The sequence below is a fragment of the Cohnella sp. SGD-V74 genome (assembly GCF_003001675.1).
Classification (GTDB): Bacteria; Bacillota; Bacilli; order Paenibacillales; family Paenibacillaceae; genus Cohnella.
The window spans coordinates 248413-266987 of record NZ_PVYW01000004.1; the positions used below are offsets into that span (position 1 = coordinate 248413).

The window sequence follows — 18575 nt, forward strand, 5'->3', positions numbered from 1 at the left end:
GCTGAGGCTCAGCTCCGCTTGTCCGTCGAGTATTGATCGCCGTCCCCCAAGATTTCCCGCACGACATTGCGAACCATTCGAACCTGGTCGGGTTTCTGATCGCGCAGCGCCGACAAAATTTCCAGCAGATCGTTTCCCGAGTCGGTGCGCCGCTCTTCTCCGTCTACGTAGGCGAACAACTGCGACAAGCTGACCTCCAGCGCTTCGGAGATTTTCGCCAAGTTCAGCAGGGATACGTTCTTCTCGCCGCGCTCCACTTGTCCGATGTAGGAGTAGTGGAAGCCGCCCTTCTCCCCGAGCTGCTCCTGCGACAGTCCCCGTTCCTTGCGCAAGCTTCGTATGCGTTGGCCGACGAGCTTCAGAATATCGTTCGCCAATCGTTCACACCTCTCATTCGTTCCTTCTCAGTGTAGAAAAGTAGCGTGAGGGAATGAAGCGGTAGAAAGATACAGACCAAATCAAAAATAGTATTCATAAATCGTATTTAAAGCTATAATCAAGACATTGAGTTCCTGTTACTGCTTTAACTGCGATCTATATGTATCATCTCCGAGCCGAAATAACTTATGCGCTAGTGACCATCAAGGAGGGGGAGACGGATGCTGCTGCCGCTGCTGAACTCAAGAGGAGAGCATCGATTGCTCGATGTGAAAGAAATCGTGTACCTTCAAACGGACGGCGCCGGGAAGATGACGATCTACTCGTACGACGACGAGTACAAAATGATATCCACGGTCAAAGATTTGTCCGATCTGCTGCAGGAGTCGGGATTCGTTCGGACCGATCGGGGAACTCTCGTTCACCCGAAGCGCGTGGAGACGTTCGACGGGATTCTGAATATCGTCAAGCTGCGCACGAGGAACGGAGAGGTGATCGCTCCCGTGTCGGGCAAAGCCCAGAAGCAAATTATGAGCTACCTGAAAAGTTTGAGAGAAGTGAAAATGGACGAGGAATAATCGGCCGGTGAGCGGCCTGGGAGGGTTTAGCGGGCGCGATTCATGACCATTCTAGTAATGAATTCATATACTAGACGGGGTGATCGCATGATCTTGCTGTTATTCGCTGCCGGAATGGTTTCCGTCGCTTGCTTGATGGTGTTCGGTATCGGCTCCCGCTCTTCGGCGGGCAAAGCGTTGGGGATGCTGTCCGCTGCGATGGGAGTCGCGCTCGGCGTAACCGCCGGATCCGTGACGGCAAGCCTCGGAGCGGACGAGGGGACGGTGGCAGCCGTCGGCCTGCTCGGCTGCTCCTTGGTCATGATCGCGGGCAGCGCCGCCGCCCGCAAGCTCTTGCGGAAAGCGGATCTCCGGCGCCATCTGTAGAATCGATAGCGGCTTGCCGGCGGAGGCGAAGCGTCGTTGATGGCTTTTAATCGATACGCAATACGACTTTGCCGCGGCCGTGTCCCCGCTCGATCTCGCGATGGGCGTCCGCGGCTTGTTCCAGCGGGAAGGTTCGGCGCACGTGAAGGCTCATCAAACCTTGACGGTAGAGCTCGACAAGCTCGCCCAGCCGTGCGGCGGAACGCTGGCTGCGAATGACTCGCACGCCCAGAGACGCGCCAAGCTCGAAGGAGACGATCGTGCCGATGCGGGCTTTGTCGGCGACCAGCTCGGCGGATGCGCGCAGCGCTTCTTCGCCGGCGGCGTCCAGAGCGGCGTCGACGCCTTGCGGGGCAAGGGCGCGGATTCGATCGGCCAAGCCGTCTCCGTAGGCCGCGGGAATGGCGCCCAGCGAGCGCAAATAATCGTGATTGCGCTCGCTCCCTGTGCCGATGACCGTGGCGCCCCAAGCGCGGGCAAGCTGCACGGCAATCGTGCCGACGCCGCCCGCGGCCGCATGGACGAGCAGCGTATCGCCGGCGCCGACCTTCAGCTCGCGCAGCGCGGTGTGCGCCGTCTGTCCGGAGGCGGACAAGGAACCCGCCTCCTCCCACGGCATGCCTGCAGGTTTGGCGACGATCTGCTCGGCCGGTACGACGACGTATTCGGCGTAGCAGTTCAGCAGCCGGTAGCCGAGCACTTCGTCGCCTTCGGCCCAGTCCGGGACGCCTTCTCCGACTTGGTCGACGATGCCGGAGAACTCGTTGCCCGGAATTTGCGGCAGCCGGATTTCCGCTCCGGGCGGAGTCCACCCCATACGCACCGACAGATCGGCGGGCTGAACGCCCGCCGCTTTGACGCGCACGCGAACCTCTCCGGGACCGGCTTCGGGCATTGCGGCCGTGACGGTCTGCAAAACTTCGGGAGGACCGAAGGCGGAGAACGCCGCGGCTTTCATCGTTTTCCGAGAATCTGTCATCTTAATCATCCTTTCAGGAAATGGAAGTTGCCTTCGTCGCGTTGACTCCGTCACGCTTGATTCCTCCGAATTGCAGGAAGTAGACGGCGATGAAAATGGCAAGCAAACCCGCTAACACCAAGTAAAGGTTGCTGTATGCGAATGCGCTTGGATGGGTATTAAGCGGATTCCAGCCGCTGCTGGCTCCCCGATCGACCACCCCGCCGAACAGACTGGCCGACACGGCGCCCGCGATGAAGTTAAGCATCGATAACAGCCCCATCCCGATTCCGACCTGATCTTGCGGCAGCGTGCGGGAAATTCCGTTGGACAAGGCGATGTACATGAACGAATGGCCCACAGTTCCGAAAATGAGAAACACGGCGATCCACGCCGGGGCTATGCCCGCGAAAGCCGATAACAGCAACAGGCAAAAGCCGAGCAATCCCGTTGACGCGTAGAACAGGAACGGGTTGCCGCGAGCATCGGCGAGTTTGCCCGCCGAGCGTCCGAGCAAGGCCGTTACGGCAGCGGCCGGAACCATCGTCAGACCGACCCAGGCGGGCGAGAGACCGTTGACGTGAGTCAGCAATTGCGGGCTGAGAAACGGCAGCGAGTAGGCGACGCCGGTCGCGGCGAACGCGGTCGCGATGCCGACGGAGTAGCTTTTGTTGCGCAGCAGCTCCAGGCGAATGAACGGCGACTTTGCCGAGCGGATTCTGGCGTAGAAGACGATCAGCAGTACGGCGCATCCCGCTGCGTACGGCCAGGCGGCGTTCGTGATCGCCAGCAGCAGCGCCGCGACCGCGCCGGTCAGCAATCCGCCGCCGAGCCAATCGATGGAGGAACCCTCTTTGGCAGGCTCCTCGTTCAAATATTTGCGATAAAACGGCAGAGCCAGCAGCCCGAACAGCGGCATGCAGAACAGCCAGCGCCAATGTACGGCGCTTACGACGAGCGCGGCTACGGCCGGTCCGATCGCGCTGCCGATGGCCAGCCCCGTCATGGCGATGCCGAGCGCGCGGCCGCGGGTTTCCGGCGGGAAGAAGCGGGCGGGGATAATGCCTGCTGTGGCGGGAACGACGGCCGCCCCGATTCCCTGCAGCACCCGGCCGAGCAGCACCATCCAGTAGTTCTGGGCGGCGAGCCCGATCAAGGAGCCGAAGGCGAAAAAGACGAGGCCGAAGGTGAGCAGGCTTTTCAGCTTGTAGCTGTCCGCGAGCTTGCCGTAGAGCATCGTTCCGATCGCGTAGACGAGCAGGAACGACGACGACACCCAGCTGACTTGCGAGATCGTCAAACCGAAGTCGTCGGCGATCCGGGGCAGCACGATATTGAACATGGTCGCGCTCATGACCGTGATGACGAGGGTGAATGCGAGAACGCGGATCAGCTTCTGTCCGGCGCGGGATTGAAATTCAGCGTCCATGCGATAACCTTCTTTCTGCGGAGCCAGTTGCCTGTTGTTCTCCTGCAAGAAGTATTTTATACTGAGCATGAAAATAACAAAAATACTTCTTAAACCATAATGCTTATATACTTGAGGTTATAAGGAGCGTGACGAGTGATGGAGCTTTTGCAATTGCGGTATTTTCGTACGGTGGCCCGAATGGAGCATATGACGAAGGCGGCAGCGGAGCTGCTTGTCGCCCAGCCCGCGCTGAGCAAGACGATCTCACGGCTTGAGGCGGACCTCGGAGTGCCGCTGTTCGACCGCCATGGCAAGCAGATCCGGCTGAACGAGTTCGGCAGGGCGTTTCTGAAGAAAGTCGATATGGCGCTGGCGCTGTTGGAGGAGGGGAAGCAGGAGGTGGCCGAGCTGGCGGGAATGGAGCAGGGCAGCATCCATCTCGCCACCTGGACGCTGGAGCGTCTGTCGGAGCCGATCGGCAAGTTCGTCGCGCAATATCCCGAAGTCCGCTTCCGGATTACGCAGGCCGCGGACGAAATCGAGCAGATGGTCGAGGCCGGAGCGGCGGACATCGGCTTCACGCCGATGCCGCTGGAGGGTCGCGCGGGCATTAACGGGATGACCGTGCTGAGGGAAAGCCTGTATTTGGGCGTTGCTAACGGGCACCGCCTCGCTTCCCGGAAGAGCATCCGTCTGGAGGAGGCGGCGGGCGAGCCGTTCATCGGGTACAAGGAAGGGTTTCCGTTCCAGCGGATGAACGAGCGCTTTCTTCGCGAAGCCGGCATAGCTCCGAACTTCATTTGCAGAGCCGACGAGCCTTCGTCCATCGTCAGTCTGGTGAAAACCGGGTTAGGCGTGGCGATGGTGGGCAGCTGCGGGCCGCAGTCCGCCGATTATCGCCGCATTCCGATCGAGCATCCGGTTTGCCGGCGAGACTTCCAGGTCGTCTGGAACGAGAACAAATACCTGTCCAAGGCGGCTGTTCGGTTCCGCGACTTCCTTGCCGATTACTTCAAGGAAGAGGAAGCGCGCGAAGCAAAGAACCCGCCGGTTCAGGTTCAGTCCCCGGCAGGTTCCTATCAGCGTCCTTCCGTCATCCGACGAGATCGCGCCGCAACGTAAACAGATCCTTCAATTCTTCCGTCGACAGCTCGGTGATCCACCCTTCGGAGGAGGAGACGACGTTGTCGCTGAGCTGCTGCTTGCTCTCCAGCATCTCGTCGATCTTCTCCTCCAGCGTGCCGAGCGCGATGAACTTGTGCACCTGCACGTCCCGCGTCTGTCCCATCCGGTAGGCCCGGTCCGTGGCCTGGTTCTCGACAGCGGGATTCCACCACCGGTCGAAGTGGAAGACGTGGTTCGCGGCAGTCAGATTCAGCCCTACGCCCCCCGCCTTCAGCGACAGGACGAATACGCCGGGACGCCCATCCTCCCCTTCAGCAGGCTCCGCGGCCGATTGGAACTGTTCGATCATGCGGTCTCTTGTCGCTTTCGGCGTGCTTCCGTTGAGGTAGAAGACGGGCTCCTGCAATTCCTGCCCGAGAATCCTCTTCAGCATATTCCCCATGTCGACGTATTGCGTGAAGATCAGGCAGCGATCGCCTTCCTCGCGAAGCTCCTTGACCATCGCCAGCAGACGTTCCAGCTTGGAAGAGCGGCCGGCGAGCGCTTCGACGTCCACGATCGGATTTTCCTCCGACACGGCTTCGGGCACGGCTTCCTTGGTCAGCAGCAGCGGATGGTCGCATAGCTGCTTGAGCCGGGTTAACGCGGCCAGGATCGCCCCTTTGCGCTCGATGCCCTCCAGCTTCTGCATTTTCTCCATCAGCTCGTTCACCGTCTGCTCGTACAGCGCGCCTTGCTCGGCGGTCAGATGGACATACGTTTTCATTTCGTTCTTGTCCGGCAGGTCGAGCTGGATGGCCGGGTCCTTCTTCTTGCGCCGCAGCATGAACGGCTTGATCAGCTTCTGGAGCTCGGCCGTGCTCTGCTCGTCCCTCTCCCGCTCGATCGCCGCGGCGAACCGGCTGCCGAATTCCCGCGAGCTTCCCAGATAGCCGGGATTGATAAAATCGTACAGCGACCACAGCTCGGACAGCCGGTTCTCGATCGGCGTTCCGGTCAGCGCGATGCGATGCCTGGCCGGCAGGCTGCGCACGACGGCCGATTGCTTCGTCTGCGCGTTTTTGATATTTTGCGCTTCGTCCAGACTGATCGAGCTCCAGGTCAGTCCCTGGAGCGTCTCCTGATCGAGGGAGCAGGTCGCGTACGACGTCAGCACGACGTCGGCCTGTTTGGCCTCCTCGACGAAATCTTCCCCGCTCAGCCGCTTGCTTCCGTAATGCAGCATCACCTTCAGCGAAGGGGCGAAGCGGCTGATCTCCTTCTGCCAGTTGCCGAGTACGGACGTGGGGCAGACGATCAGCGACGGCATCGGCCGTTCGCCTCCGACCGCGCTTTCTTGAATGTGCAGCAGGTAAGCGATAAGCTGCACTGTCTTGCCCAGACCCATATCGTCCGCGAGGCACGCGCCGAGCCCGAATCTGCGCAGGAAGCTCAGCCACGCGTAGCCTTCCTGCTGATAGGAGCGGAGCTCGGCGCGCAGTCCGGCGGGAACGGGGAGCTTCGGCTGCTCCGACTGCTGCGTCAGTTGGCCGATCAGCCTCGTCAGATGCTCGTTCAGCTCGATCTCCAGCCGGATGCGATGCTCCCGGTCGGCTTCCGACTCTTCGTTTTCTTCCTGCTCGGTATTCCACTCGCCTTCTCCTCCGAGCAGATGCAGCTGAAGCACTTGCTGGAAGGACAGACCTTGCCGTCTGTCCACGGAGGACATCGCCTTGCGGATTTGCGCCAGCAGCGCCGGGTCGAGCTGAATCCACTGCCCGCGGAACCGGACGAGTCTGGCGCCCCGGGCGACGAGTTCGGCGAACTCCGCTTCCGACAGGTCGACGTCGCCGATGGCGATCCGCCAGTCGAAGTCGACGAGCGAGTCGAGTCCGAACAGCGACCCGCCGGCGCGGCTTCCTTCGCCGGAGCCGACTTTGGCGCGGAGCCGCGGCTTCTTCCGGCTGGCCGTCTCCCACCAGGCGGGCAGCAGCACCTGCCAGCCTGCCGCCAGCAGCCGCTGGCTGTCCGCCGTCAGGAAGCGCCAGGCGGCTTCGTCGTCCAGAGGCTCCGCGAATACGTCGCGGGGAGAGCCGTTGAACCGGTCGTCCGGCAGCAAGGCAAGCAATCGCTCCAACCATTGCGGCGATCGCTGCGCGACATAGGGAGACCACTCGCGGGGCCATGTGTCGAGCAGTTCTCCGGTCGCGGCGAGCCGCGCGGGGAAGACGGCCGACTCGTCCCTCTTGTCTTGAAGAACGAGCCGCAGGCGCCAATCGTCCTCCTGCTCGCCCGGCTCCAGCAATTGCAGCGCGGGACGGAAAGGAGCGTTGTCGGCTCTCCACCCGATGGAGACGAGCCAGTCATTCTCCGTCAACCCGGCTTGAACGAGCTTGTCTTTGGACGAGAAGAGCAGCGGGTATTCTCTCCGCAGATCGCCCGCCGATGTCGGCAAGCCGTACTGAATGGTATAGACCGCCGCGGAGAACGCCGCCCGAAGCCCGGTCATGAAATCCTCGTCCGATGCGGCCTCCTCCAACAACGCCAGCTCTTCCGAAGCCAGCGAATCTTCGTCCCATGTCCACTCCAGCTTGTCCGCCAAAAAGGCTTCGTAGCTCGGGTGATATTTTTTCTCCTCGATCCGCTTGACCAACAGGGGGGCGATTTCGAGCAGTCGCGAGGCAAGGTCGTCCCAGGCCCACTCGATATGGCGAAGCAGATTCAGCTCGGCGAAGAAAGGAAGGACCATCTCGGACGGCAGCACGACGGCTTCGATGTCCTCGAGCCGATGGACGAACAGCTCCGTTCCGTAAAAAGAAGGCTCGTGCCAGGCGAATAAGGCATGCTTCAGGTTGAGACCGGAAACGGAGCCGTAGCCGCCTTCGTAGTAGCCGTGAAGCAGAGCGTCTCCATAACCTCCGAGCAGCGCGCGAACGTTTATTTTTCTCTCGATCCGATTTTGCATCATGTCAGCAGCTTTCCTTTCCTAAGCTCCTCCTGAAGCGCGCGCAGGCGGCTGTGCCTGTCGGCGAACGCATCGATAAAGGCCTCCCAGAGCGGTTCCCTTTTCAGTCGCTTATACAGCTTCGCCAATCTCTTGAGCAGCTTGACGGCCGTTTTGTAGCCGTCCCTGTTTTTGAGCAGGACGTAACGTTCGACCGCTTGGTGGTAAAAAGGCAGCAGCGCTTCGGGATCGTTCTTCTCGATCGGCGCGAGGTCGGTCACCCGGAATTCCAACGGATCGCTGCTCATGCTGAGCTGGAAGTCCATCCATCGCCGCCATTGACCGGTTTCCAGCAGCTTCTCCTCGTACAGCTCCCGGGTATGGGGCAGCAGAGAGACGAGACTGTCCCACATTCGCGGCCCGGCTTCCGGAAGATGGCGAACGGCCAGATCCCAGTATTCGGAATAGGCGCGCACGCCGCTTGCCTTGCGGAGATTGAGCAGCGGGGCGACTTCCACCAGCCAGTCGGCGAGCCTGGGCCAGCTTTCGACTTGAGCGAGATAGTCGAGGAAGCCGAGCAGAAACTCCTCCGGGATGTTCGTCCGTTCGTCGATCGCCCGCAGCTGGTTCCAAGCTTCCTCGTCGTTTCCTTGAAACGTGCGCAGGGCGGCCCGGGCCACGTTAAGGGCAAGGGAAGAGGGCGAATCGGCGGTTTGGGCCTCGTTCAAGCGGATGAATTCCTCCTCGCTTGCGAAGGAGCCGTCTGCCTGGCCGATCAACCACTCCTTCCAAGCTTGCAGGTAGTGACGCAGATAGTAGTGATTCTCGTTCGTCTCGGCCAGCATTTCGCTTCGCAAGTAAAACAGCGTCTGCCGCGTTCTCGCCTCGTTATCCGGCCGAACGGCCGTGCCGGCCATCTGGACGATGCGCTGGGCGACTTTGCCCTGCAGATCGGATGCCGCGTGATGCGTGTGGAAGGCTAAATAAGAATACATATAGCCGGACAAATCCTGCGGCTGCTTGGTCAGTTTCCCGAGCACAAAGAGATGCGCGTGCAGGAGGAAAAAAGCGTCGACGTCCGCGGGAAGAGAGGGTTTATAGCGATAGATCGCGGCGAGCGCGTCGTTGACGAACTGCGTGTTTCTCGAGCTCTGCATGAGCGAAGCGGTCGCCAGCGCAAACCATTCGTGCCATTCCTTCACGCTCAGCTCCGCGATCCGCTTGGCTTGTTGCTGCAGGAAGGCAAGATCTTCCGCCGCTTTCTTCGCCGCGAGCTGCCGCGCTTCGTTGTAGGAGGCTGCGCGGGCTTTGGGCGCCGCAGACCCTGTGACGGACTTGGCGTTAATCAGCGTATGGACCGAGCGATTGTGCATGTCGGCATACCGAAGAATCGAAGCGAACATATGCTTGCAGTAATAGCCGACGGGGCAGTCGCAGCGGCTTGACGAGAAGGAGTCCAGGTTCACCGAGACGTGGTACAGATCCCCGCCTTCCACGACGGCTTTCACGATGCGTTCGGAGGGGAGGGTGAGCTTCACCACTTTGCCCCGCTTGAAATAATTGAAGCCTCTGTTGATCGTCACTTCGCCGAAATGCTTGGCGACGTCGCGGACGAGCCGATCCCATTGATCGTCGTCCAATTCGTAGGTCGGTATCATCTTTTAAGTCTCCCGAGTCGTCGAAATCAGTAAGCTATCTCTTAAGTATAACACGTTCGGAGGTGTTGTGCGCTTCGTTTTCGTACATATGTTCGGTCGGAGAAACGTTCACATATTTGACCAAAATCAGGTCGCAAATTGGAAATCCATCAGGGAATCTTCTGCTATGATGGTCTGAGAGAGTATAGGTAAAATTAACTAGATAATATGGGTCGGAGGGCTTGGTTATGTCGAAAACCGCTAAATATTCACGTATGCTCACGATTAGAAAAAAGCTGTTGGCGGTTTGTTTCTTTCTGTTGATCGTACCGATTCTCGTACTGGGCGTTGTCGCCTACCGGGTGTCATCTGACGAAACGAGCGATCTGATCGAAAAAAGCCTGAGAAATAACGTGAGAATGGCAAGCGAGATGCTCAACGCGCTGGATCAATCCGTCAAACTGGGCTCGATCTCGCGGGAGGATGCGGAAGAGAGCTTGCGGATCATGCTGCTGGGCGAGAAGCAGGCGGACAATACGAGACCGATCAACAGAACGATAGATTTAGGAGAAAACGGGTATTTCTACGCGATGGACGACAAGGGGAACCTCCTGGCCCATCCGAGCCAGGAGGGGGAGAATATATGGGACAAGCAAACCTCCGACGGAACTTATTATATTCGCGACGTCGCGGCTGCGGCGCTTGGCGGAGGAGGGTTCACCTATTACGATTGGCCCTTGCCCCATTCCGACAAGGAAGCGAGGAAGATCGTCTATGCCGAGGTCAATCCCAACTGGGGCTGGGTCATCGCTGCCGGCTCTTACGTCCAGGATTACAATGAAGGGCAGAAGGCGATCCTCTGGGCGATCACGGTTACGCTCGCCTGCTGCCTGTTCGGCGGCATGATCGCTCTGGTGCTGTTCAGCGAGCACATCTCCCGTCCGGTCATCCGGATTACGAAGCTGGCCGAACGAATGTCGCAAGGCGACTTGACCGGAGAGGAGCTGTCGGTCCGCAACCGCGACGAAATCGGCCGCTTGGCCGCCGCGTTCAACCAGTTGGCGAATAATCTGCAAGAGCTGGCGGGCAACCAATTGCTCAGCGCCAACGCGCTTGCCGTCTCCTCGAGACAGCTGTCGAGCGTCATCGGCGATACGGTGAAAGCGGCGCACCAGACGTCCGATTCGCTGGCTGAATTGGCGGCGACCAACGAAGCGCAAGCGAAGGGCGTCGAGGAAACGGCCAACGCGATGGAAGAGATGACGATCGGCATCGGCCGGATCGCCAATTCGGCAGGAACGACTTTCGAGACGTCCGCCGCAACGCTGAGACAGGCCGAGGAAGGCCGTTCCCTCCTCTTCGCATCCGAGAACCGGATGGTTACGATCAGCGACACGGTCGGAGAGCTTGGCCAGGTCGTCTCCCGGCTCGAAGACCGTTCCCAGCAGATCGCCGATATTTCCCGGGCGATTCGGGAAATATCGGCTCAGACGAATCTATTGGCGCTGAACGCGTCCATCGAAGCGGCGCGGGCGGGCGAGCACGGCGCGGGCTTCTCCGTCGTCGCGGGCGAAATCCGCAAGCTGGCCGAACGTTCGGACGAGTCCGCCGTCCAAGTCGCGGAGCTGATCGAAGCGATCGTCGCCGACATCGAATCGGCGGGCGTCTCCATGGAGAAGGGCGAGCGGGACGTGCACTTGGGCATCGCGTCCATCCGCCAGACGGGAGAAGCCTTCGCGAGCATCGTGGAAGCGGCGCGCAGCGTTACGGATCAGGCGGAGGAAGCTTCCGCCGCCGCCGAGCAGATGTCCGCCGGCGCCCAGGAGGTCGCGGCATCGCTGCAGCAGATGGAGAAGGGCTCGGCCACGGCGGCCGAGACGGCCGGCTCCATTTCCGCGGCGAACGAAGAACAGCTGGCCGCCATGGACGAGATCGCTTCGTCCGCGGAGCGGTTAAGCCAGATGTCCGTAAACATGAAGGAGCTCGCCGGCAAGTTCAAAATCAGCTGAACCGAAGCCGACTTGCCGCTCGCCGCGCCGGAAAGCGTTCCCGGGGTTAATCTTCGTCCGCGGGAGAGAACAGCTCCCGGTATTTCTCGTAATCCGCTTCACGGCAAGTCATAGACAGCTTGGTGCCGTTCTCCTCGTGACTCATCGCGTGGATGACGGCATTCTCTTTGAAATAAGAGACGAGTCTTCCCTGATCGTACGGGATCAGCACCTCGCAAGTTTTGTCGTCCGTGAAAATCCGTTCCCCGATCAGCCCGACCAGCTCGTCGATTCCGGCGCCCTTCCGCGCGGACAAGTAGATGCCGCCGTCGGCTTCCTCGGGATAGCTCCGGCCTTCCGCCAAGTCCGCCTTGTTGTAGACGTACAAGGACGGAATGTCGCCGGCTCCGAGCTCGCGCAGCGTGTCGTTCGTCACTTCGATCCGCTTGGCGCTCTCCGGATCGGAGCAGTCGACGACGTGGAGCAGCAGGTCGGCGTCCGTCACTTCCTCGAGCGTCGAGCGGAACGCTTTGACCAGATGATGCGGCAGCTGGCTGACGAAGCCGACCGTGTCCGCGAGCAGGAACGAGCGGCGGTTCGGCAGCGCGATGCTGCGGACCGACGTCTCCAGCGTGGCGAACAGCATATCCTTCTCCAGCACTTCCTTGTCCGAGTCGGGATCGACTTTGCGGATGACGGCGTTCATCAGACTGGACTTGCCTGCATTCGTGTAGCCGACCAGGCAGACGAGGGGGATTTCGTTTTTGCGCCGCTGGTTTCTCTGCACTTGACGTCTCGCTACAAGCTTCTCCAGATCGTCCTGCAGCGCCGCGATTCGGTCTTCGATCCGTCTGCGGTCGAGCTCCAGCTTCGTTTCGCCCGAGCCCCGGTTCTTCAAGCCCGCGCCGCCGCCCTGACGACCGAGCGACTCGCGCAGCCCGATCAGGCGCGGCAGCATATACTGAAGCCTTGCGACTTCGACTTGAAGCTTGGCTTCCCTGGTCTGAGCCCGACTCGCGAAAATATCGAGGATCAGCAGCGTCCGGTCGATGACCCGGCAATCCAGCTCGGCCTCGAGATTGCGAATCTGCGAAGGGGACAGCTCATCGTTGAAGATGGCGACGCCGGCTTCGCTTGCGGCCATCGCTTCCTTCAGTTCCTTGATTTTGCCGCTGCCCATATAGGTTCCGGTAATGATTCTCTCCGCCTTCTGCGTCACTTCTCCGACGACTTCCAGTTCGCATGCGTCGGCCAGGTTGCGCAGCTCCTCCATCGAGGCGGGGAAGCCCGGTTTCTGATTCAACTGCACGCCGACCGTAATTGCTTTATCTCTAATTCGTTCCATATTGAAATTCCTCCATTCGTAAAAAAGCAATAAAAAAACACAGACATCTCTCTGCCTGTGCGGTCGTATGACGATAGAGGTTTCCGAATAGCCAAGCCTACACCTGCGGCGCAATGAAAAGAACATGCCCGAAAAACGGATGGCGATTCGCATCTCGCCACCCATCATCCGTTCCGCGCATATCCGTTCGTTCGCCGATATAAAGGGGTTATAGGACAGACTTACTCCGAGTCCTCTGCACGCAGGCAGAGCCTTAAGCGCTATTCAATTAGCGACGCAAGGATCTAACTCGGATGTAGTCGTTCACACGTAACCCCTCCATTTCCTGTAAGTACGAGTAAGTGTAGCACAGATAACGAAGGCAAGTAAAGGGAAGAAAATGTCCGGGACGAAACTTGCTTTTGTCCCCGGACGTATTATAGGTGATAATAAAAGCAGCTATACAGGTTGAACCAAAGATGCACCGAAGAGCGGACCCAATGAAATGGAGAAAGGGAATGGTTTTGCCGCGAGTTTTGGCTTTGAGTTGCCTACCTATGAAGATCTTATCGATCAGAGCAACTCAAAACAACCTGTCTGAAGCCGGCAAAGCCATCCCTTTCGGAATGCAATGGGCTTCCCGTTTCATTGGTTCAATCTGTACAGCTATCGAGCGTAACGAAGGGAGTCCGACGTGGATAAAACCAAAACCAGATCGTTGCTGATGGGAGTCGGCGTATTCTTGTTGGCGAAGTTCAAATGGGTGCTGGCCATGCTCAAGTGGACCAAATTCGGCGGCACGCTGATCACGATGATGGTGAGCTTGGGAGCCTATGCCGCCTTGTACGGATGGAAATTCGGGGCAGCGGTCATCTATCTCATTTTCGTTCACGAGATGGGACATGTCGTCGCGGCGAAGCGCAAGGGAATTGCGACATCTCCGGCGTTCTTCATTCCGTTCATGGGAGCCTTCATCTCCATGAAGCAGATGCCCCGGGATGCGGCTACCGAAGCGTATTTGGCTTATGGAGGGCCGCTGGCTGGACTGATCTCGTTTCTTCCCGCCGTCGCGCTGTACGAGTGGACGGGCGATCCGTTCTGGGCGCTGGTCGTTTTCCTGGGCGCGTTGATCAATCTGTTTAACCTGATTCCGGTGTCTCCGCTCGACGGAGGCCGCATCGTCTCCGTGCTGTCGACGAAAATCTGGCTGATCGGCTTGATTCTGCTGGGCATCTATGCCTTTATGGCGGGCAGCCCGCTCATGGTCATTATTTTGATATTCGGCGTCGTCACATGGTGGAACCGGGCGAGGGAAGGCTACCGGGGAGGCTTGCTCGCTTACGAGAAAGGGAAGCTGACCGAATTCCGCAAAGAGCTGCTGCGTTGGCCGAATCTATTGAGCACTTGGGAGCTTAAGCAAGCGTTAATGGCCCAGATTGAGACGGCCAGACGGGCGCAGGAGGAAGGCGGCGGCAGAAGGCTGATTCCGTTCCTTCAGGACGAAGAGAAGCTGGCCCGGGAGCAGGTGCGGTTGGATCGGGAGTACGCCGAGCGGATGCTCACGCGGCTTCAGGAGTGGGAGTACGAGCCGGTTCAGTACGAGGACGGCGATCCCGACAAGCCGATTCCGTCCCATCTGCTCACGGAAGAAGTGCGGAGAGCGGACGAGGCGATCGCGGGAATCGACGAGGAACTGCATCGCTACCGGACGTACTACGAGGCTCCCGCATCCGTGAAGTGGAAGGTGTTGGCCGCCTATCTGGCGCTGGCCGGGGTGCTGTCCGTGTTCATGCTGTACGGGCACCGGATTATGGAACTGCATAGGTAGGAGGAGAACAAGGACGCTTGCCGGACAATCGGCGGGCGTCTTTTCTCTGTCGGGAGGACGTCGTTTTTGTTAGCGGAGTTAACTTTCGTCAATCGAATTGCGCGTTTTCCCTTCGTAAAATGGAAGGAGGTATGTACAGGCTGTAGAAACGAAGAGGAAGGATGGAGAGGAAAATGTCGCGAATCGCTAAAATAGGGTTGAGTTTGTTGGTTCTGCTGGGGGTCATTCCGCTCCTGCCGGGTAAAGCGGTCGAGGCGGCGGAGCCTTATGTCGTTGCCCCGCAAATCGTTCAGGGGTATTACCATGGCTTGGCGCTCGTTTCGGACGGGACGGTGTGGGGCTGGGGGCGGAATGATTACGGACAATTGGGCGATGGGACCGGGATAGGGAAAACGGGAACCACGCGAGTTTCTGGTCTTGAGCGCGTGAAATTGATCGGTTCCGGCATACGGAGCGGCTATGCGGTCAAGGAAGACGGAACTTTGTGGGCGTGGGGACAAAACGGAGACGGTCAACTGGGCGACGGGACGACGATTGAACGTCTGCTGCCGGTACAGATTACGGGCATTACCGGCAACATAATCGGCTTGTCGAACGGTCTCAGCTACCATGCGCTCGCGCTTACGGACGACGGGAAGGTTTGGGCGTGGGGCAACAACGACGGCGGAGGGCTGGGAGACGGGACGACGATCGATCGGACGACTCCCTTTCAAGTGCCGGGGGTGGACAACGTCGTCGCCGTTGCCGCGGGAGGCTGGCACAGCATCGCGCTCAAAGCCGACGGGACCGTCTGGACTTGGGGAAGCAACGACTACGGGCAGCTCGGGGACGGAACGACGACGAACCGTGTCGATCCGGTTCAAGTTAACATCGGCGATGTGATGGCGATTTCCGCGGGGAATTTCCACACCTTGGCGCTCAAAAGGGACGGCACGGTATGGAGCTGGGGAAGAAATACGTGGGGAATGCTCGGAGACAGCTCGGGCTACGATCGTCACGAACCGGTTCAGGTCAGCCTGGTCAACAACGTTAAGGCTGTTGCAGGAGGCGGTTATCATAGCCATGCCGTAACGAATGACGGCAGGGTGTGGTCCTGGGGCCTTAACTATCAGGGGCAAATCGGCGATGGGACATGGGAATGGCGTTATATCCCCGTAGAGATCGGGGTGTCGGACGTTGTGGCGGTCACTGCCGGGGGGTTCTCCGGTTCGGCGATGAGGTCCGACGGATCGATGTTAGGCTGGGGGCTCAATTCGGGCGGGGAGCTGGGAGACGGCACGACTTTGGAGCGCCGCAGTCCAGTCGTCACTAGAGCGGTCACGGATGCTACCCCGCCGGCGATTGCCGACCGGGAGATTACGGCAAGCGGCATCACTCACTCCGATGTGACGCTCGCTTGGACGAAAGCGTCGGACAATATGACCCCGTCCTCCGAATTGGAGTACCGGGTTTACAGAATAGGGGGAAATAGCGCGGACACGGTCGCCGCCGTCGAATTGGGAACGCCGCTCGGTTCTTATGAAGCGGATATTTCGTCTAAGCAGATTAGCGGCTTATACGGAGGACAGACCTATCATTATGCGGTTGTGGTCAAAGATAAAGCAGGCAAAAAGAGCGTCTACGCCAAAAAGGCCGTCAAAACATTGCCCGAGCCGACCTACATCGTGACTTACGAGGGCAACGGCAATACGGGAGGCGAGCCGCCTCTCGATCCGTTCGAGTACTGGGTGGACGAGTATGCCGAAGTGATGGACAATCTGGGCAACTTGGAGAAGACGGATTTCACCTTCGGAGGCTGGAATACGCTGCCGAACGGCAGCGGGGTCGCTTACGCTCCCGGGGATATACTCGTGATGCCCGCGGCCAACGTGACGCTGTTCGCGCGCTGGATTGCCGGCCCTGATACGACGCCTCCGCTGGCAGCCGCTTACGACCCGGCTCCGAACGCCGTTGGAGCATCTGTGAGCAACCCCTTGGCGATCAGCTTTAACGAGCTTGTCACGGCGGTTGCGGGCAAGACGATTACGTTGTCGAGAACGGACGGAAGCTGGGAGGAAACTTACGCGGTGACGGATACCGCCAAGGTGACGGTGGCTGGAGCCAGAGTGACGATTCGCCCTTCCGTCGAATTGGAACGTTCGGCGGAATACGCCGTACGGATCGATCCAGGCGCTTTCGCGGATGCCGCGGGCAACCCTTATGCGGGCATCGCGGTCAACACGACGTGGAGATTTACGACCGAGGGAGAGCCGACTGCGCCGCAGAGCGACGATGCCACGTTGGCATCGCTGAGCTTGACTGGCCTCGGAGGAGGCGCAGTTCCGCTCAGCCCGGCGTTCGCCCGATTGAATAAGCTGTATTCGGCCAGTGTGGCTGACGCCGTGTCGTCGGTGTCGGTTACGGCGGCGACTTACGATTCGAGGTCCAGCGTGACCGCGAGCGTATACGGCAGCGACGGACTTGCGACCGTGGGGCCGATCTTGCTGACGAGCGGCGCTCCCAGCCAGCAGCTCCCGCTGCAGACGGGAATTAACCGGATCGGACTGAACGTAACGGCGGAAGACGGTTCTTCGCTCGGCTACGACATCGTCGTGTTCCGCGCTGCGCCTTCATCGGGAGGCTCCGGCGGGGGCGGTGGAAACGGCGGAGGTGGAGGCGGAGGCTCCGGGGGTGGCGGAGCAGGCGGTGTGCCAACGCAGCCCGCGGTTGGGGTCAAAGCGACCATGAACGGACACACGCTGTCGGAGATTGCTTCGGAACGGGAAACGCCGAACGGCTTAACGGTGTCCTTGCGCACCGAAGCTTTCCTTGAGCGGCTGGCCGCGGGAGGAGACAAGCCTACGGTGGCGATTGAGGCCGACCGGGCGGATACGAACGTGCTGCTGGAGCTGACAGGCAGCGTCGTTCAAGCGATGGAGAACCGTTCCGCGATGCTGGAAGTGCGGACGTCGTACGGAAGCTATCGTCTTCCGGCGGCTCTTCTGGATATCGGGACGTTGGCGGAGAAGGTCGGGGGTAGTTCCGCGTTGGATGAAGTGCTCGTGAGGATTACGATTGCTCGTGCGGACGCGGCGAACACCGGCATTCCGAATCTTGTCGGCCATCCGATCGAATTTTCCGTTTCGGCGGATTACAAAGGAACGAATGCGGAGATCGAGGAGTTTGCGGGATTCGTGGAGCGGGTTCTGCCGATTCCGGCGAGAACGAGTGGAGTAACGACCGTCGTCGTACTGGAGCCGGACGGATCGGTCCGGCACGTGCCGACCCGCATAGAGTCGATCGGGGGCCGGCGCTCGGCGGTGGCGAGCAGCTTGACGAACAGCGTCTATGCGCTTGTCGCGCATTCGGCGGCTTTCCCGGACGTTGAGAACCATTGGGCAAAAAGCGAGATTAACGGTCTTGCGTCGCGTTTGGTTGTACGCGGCAACGATAACGGCGCTTTCCTGCCAGGGGCGTCGGTGACGAGAGCGGAGTTCGCGGCGATCTTGACGAGAGCGCTCGGGCTGCCCGAGCGAGGCGGTGAGTCCGGCTACGCGGACGTAGCGCTGAACGCTTGGTATGCCGGGGCTGCGGCGCAAGCCCGGAAATACGGTCTCGTCGAAGGAGACGGACAGGGCCGATTCCGGCCTTCGGCGGCGATTACGCGGGAGGAAGCGGCCGTCATGCTGGCCCGGGCCATGAAGCTGACGGGGCTGAACGACGGGACCGCGGCGTCCGAATCGTTCGTGTCCGAGAAGTTGGCCGGATTCCGGGATGCGGGGGACGTCAGCGCGTGGGCACGCCAGGCGCTGGCGATCGGAGTCAGCGAGCGCCTGCTGCAAGGCAATCAAGCCGCGCTGCTGCCTAAGAACGCTATCACGCGAGCGGAGACTGCGGTTATCGTAAGCCGGCTGCTGCAGCGTTCCGGTCTCATCGACTGAAGGAAATACGCGATATGAAGAAGGAAGCCGCCTTGTCTGGGTCTTGCGACCCGGGGGCGGCTTCCGTTCTTTTCGCCTAATGATGTGCCTTTCTTCAACCGATGATACTAGTAAGCCATGAACTGAAAGTCACGGTTTG

12 protein-coding genes are annotated in these 18575 nt (G+C 59.8%); 6 read left to right on the forward strand and 6 right to left on the reverse strand.

Annotated features, from left to right (window positions below; translation table 11 throughout):
* Positions 1-8: 8 nt before the first annotated feature.
* Complete coding sequence (locus B0G52_RS08365; protein WP_094043067.1) at positions 9-377, reverse strand: helix-turn-helix domain-containing protein; 369 nt, start codon at positions 375-377, stop codon at positions 9-11.
* A gap of 222 nt (positions 378-599) precedes the next feature.
* Here B0G52_RS08365 and B0G52_RS08370 point away from each other — a divergent pair, with 222 nt between their 5' ends.
* A complete protein-coding gene (locus tag B0G52_RS08370) occupies positions 600-956 on the forward strand; it encodes a LytTR family DNA-binding domain-containing protein (RefSeq protein WP_094043068.1) in 357 nt (118 codons plus the stop codon).
* An 87-nt stretch (positions 957-1043) separates the two neighbouring features.
* Positions 1044-1322: a hypothetical protein gene (locus B0G52_RS08375; protein WP_094043070.1), complete on the forward strand. Its 279-nt coding sequence runs from the start codon at positions 1044-1046 to the stop codon at positions 1320-1322.
* A gap of 46 nt (positions 1323-1368) precedes the next feature.
* On the opposite strand, the gene B0G52_RS08380 is transcribed toward B0G52_RS08375, so the two are convergent.
* On the reverse strand, positions 1369-2280 hold the full coding sequence (locus B0G52_RS08380; RefSeq protein WP_094043323.1) for an NADP-dependent oxidoreductase: 912 nt from the start codon (positions 2278-2280) through the stop codon (positions 1369-1371).
* Positions 2281-2314: 34 nt separating this feature from the next.
* A complete protein-coding gene (locus B0G52_RS08385; protein WP_094043072.1) occupies positions 2315-3709 on the reverse strand; it encodes an MFS transporter in 1395 nt (464 codons plus the stop codon).
* Between the two features lie 138 nt (positions 3710-3847).
* Here B0G52_RS08385 and B0G52_RS08390 point away from each other — a divergent pair, with 138 nt between their 5' ends.
* Positions 3848-4813: a LysR family transcriptional regulator gene (locus B0G52_RS08390; protein WP_094043074.1), complete on the forward strand. Its 966-nt coding sequence runs from the start codon at positions 3848-3850 to the stop codon at positions 4811-4813.
* Here the strand turns inward: B0G52_RS08390 and B0G52_RS08395 are convergent.
* Both B0G52_RS08395 and B0G52_RS08400 read right to left on the reverse strand, forming a co-directional pair.
* The gene (locus B0G52_RS08395) at positions 4785-7763 is read right to left on the reverse strand and encodes a DEAD/DEAH box helicase (RefSeq protein WP_233162491.1); all 2979 of its coding nucleotides are present in this window, start codon (positions 7761-7763) and stop codon (positions 4785-4787) included. The two genes, B0G52_RS08390 and B0G52_RS08395, sit on opposite strands and share 29 nt — an antisense overlap.
* A complete protein-coding gene (locus B0G52_RS08400) occupies positions 7760-9397 on the reverse strand; it encodes an SWIM zinc finger family protein (RefSeq protein WP_094043076.1) in 1638 nt (545 codons plus the stop codon). The genes B0G52_RS08395 and B0G52_RS08400 overlap by 4 nt, the downstream gene beginning before the upstream one ends.
* Positions 9398-9624: 227 nt before the next feature.
* On the opposite strand from B0G52_RS08400, the gene B0G52_RS08405 reads away from it, so the two are divergent.
* Positions 9625-11385 (forward strand): methyl-accepting chemotaxis protein, encoded by a 1761-nt coding sequence (locus B0G52_RS08405; protein WP_094043078.1) that lies wholly within the window; start codon positions 9625-9627, stop codon positions 11383-11385.
* Positions 11386-11431: 46 nt separating this feature from the next.
* Here B0G52_RS08405 and hflX read toward each other — a convergent pair whose 3' ends face one another.
* Positions 11432-12709 (reverse strand): GTPase HflX, encoded by a 1278-nt coding sequence (hflX, locus tag B0G52_RS08410; protein WP_094043080.1) that lies wholly within the window; start codon positions 12707-12709, stop codon positions 11432-11434.
* A 703-nt stretch (positions 12710-13412) separates the two neighbouring features.
* On the opposite strand from hflX, the gene B0G52_RS08415 reads away from it, so the two are divergent.
* Together B0G52_RS08415 and B0G52_RS08420 are read left to right on the forward strand one after the other, a co-directional pair.
* Positions 13413-14516, forward strand: a complete 1104-nt coding sequence (locus B0G52_RS08415) for a site-2 protease family protein (protein ID WP_094043327.1) — start codon at positions 13413-13415, stop codon at positions 14514-14516.
* Positions 14517-14689: 173 nt separating this feature from the next.
* The gene (locus B0G52_RS08420; RefSeq protein WP_158223632.1) at positions 14690-18436 is read left to right on the forward strand and encodes an RCC1 domain-containing protein; all 3747 of its coding nucleotides are present in this window, start codon (positions 14690-14692) and stop codon (positions 18434-18436) included.
* Positions 18437-18575 lie beyond the last annotated feature (139 nt).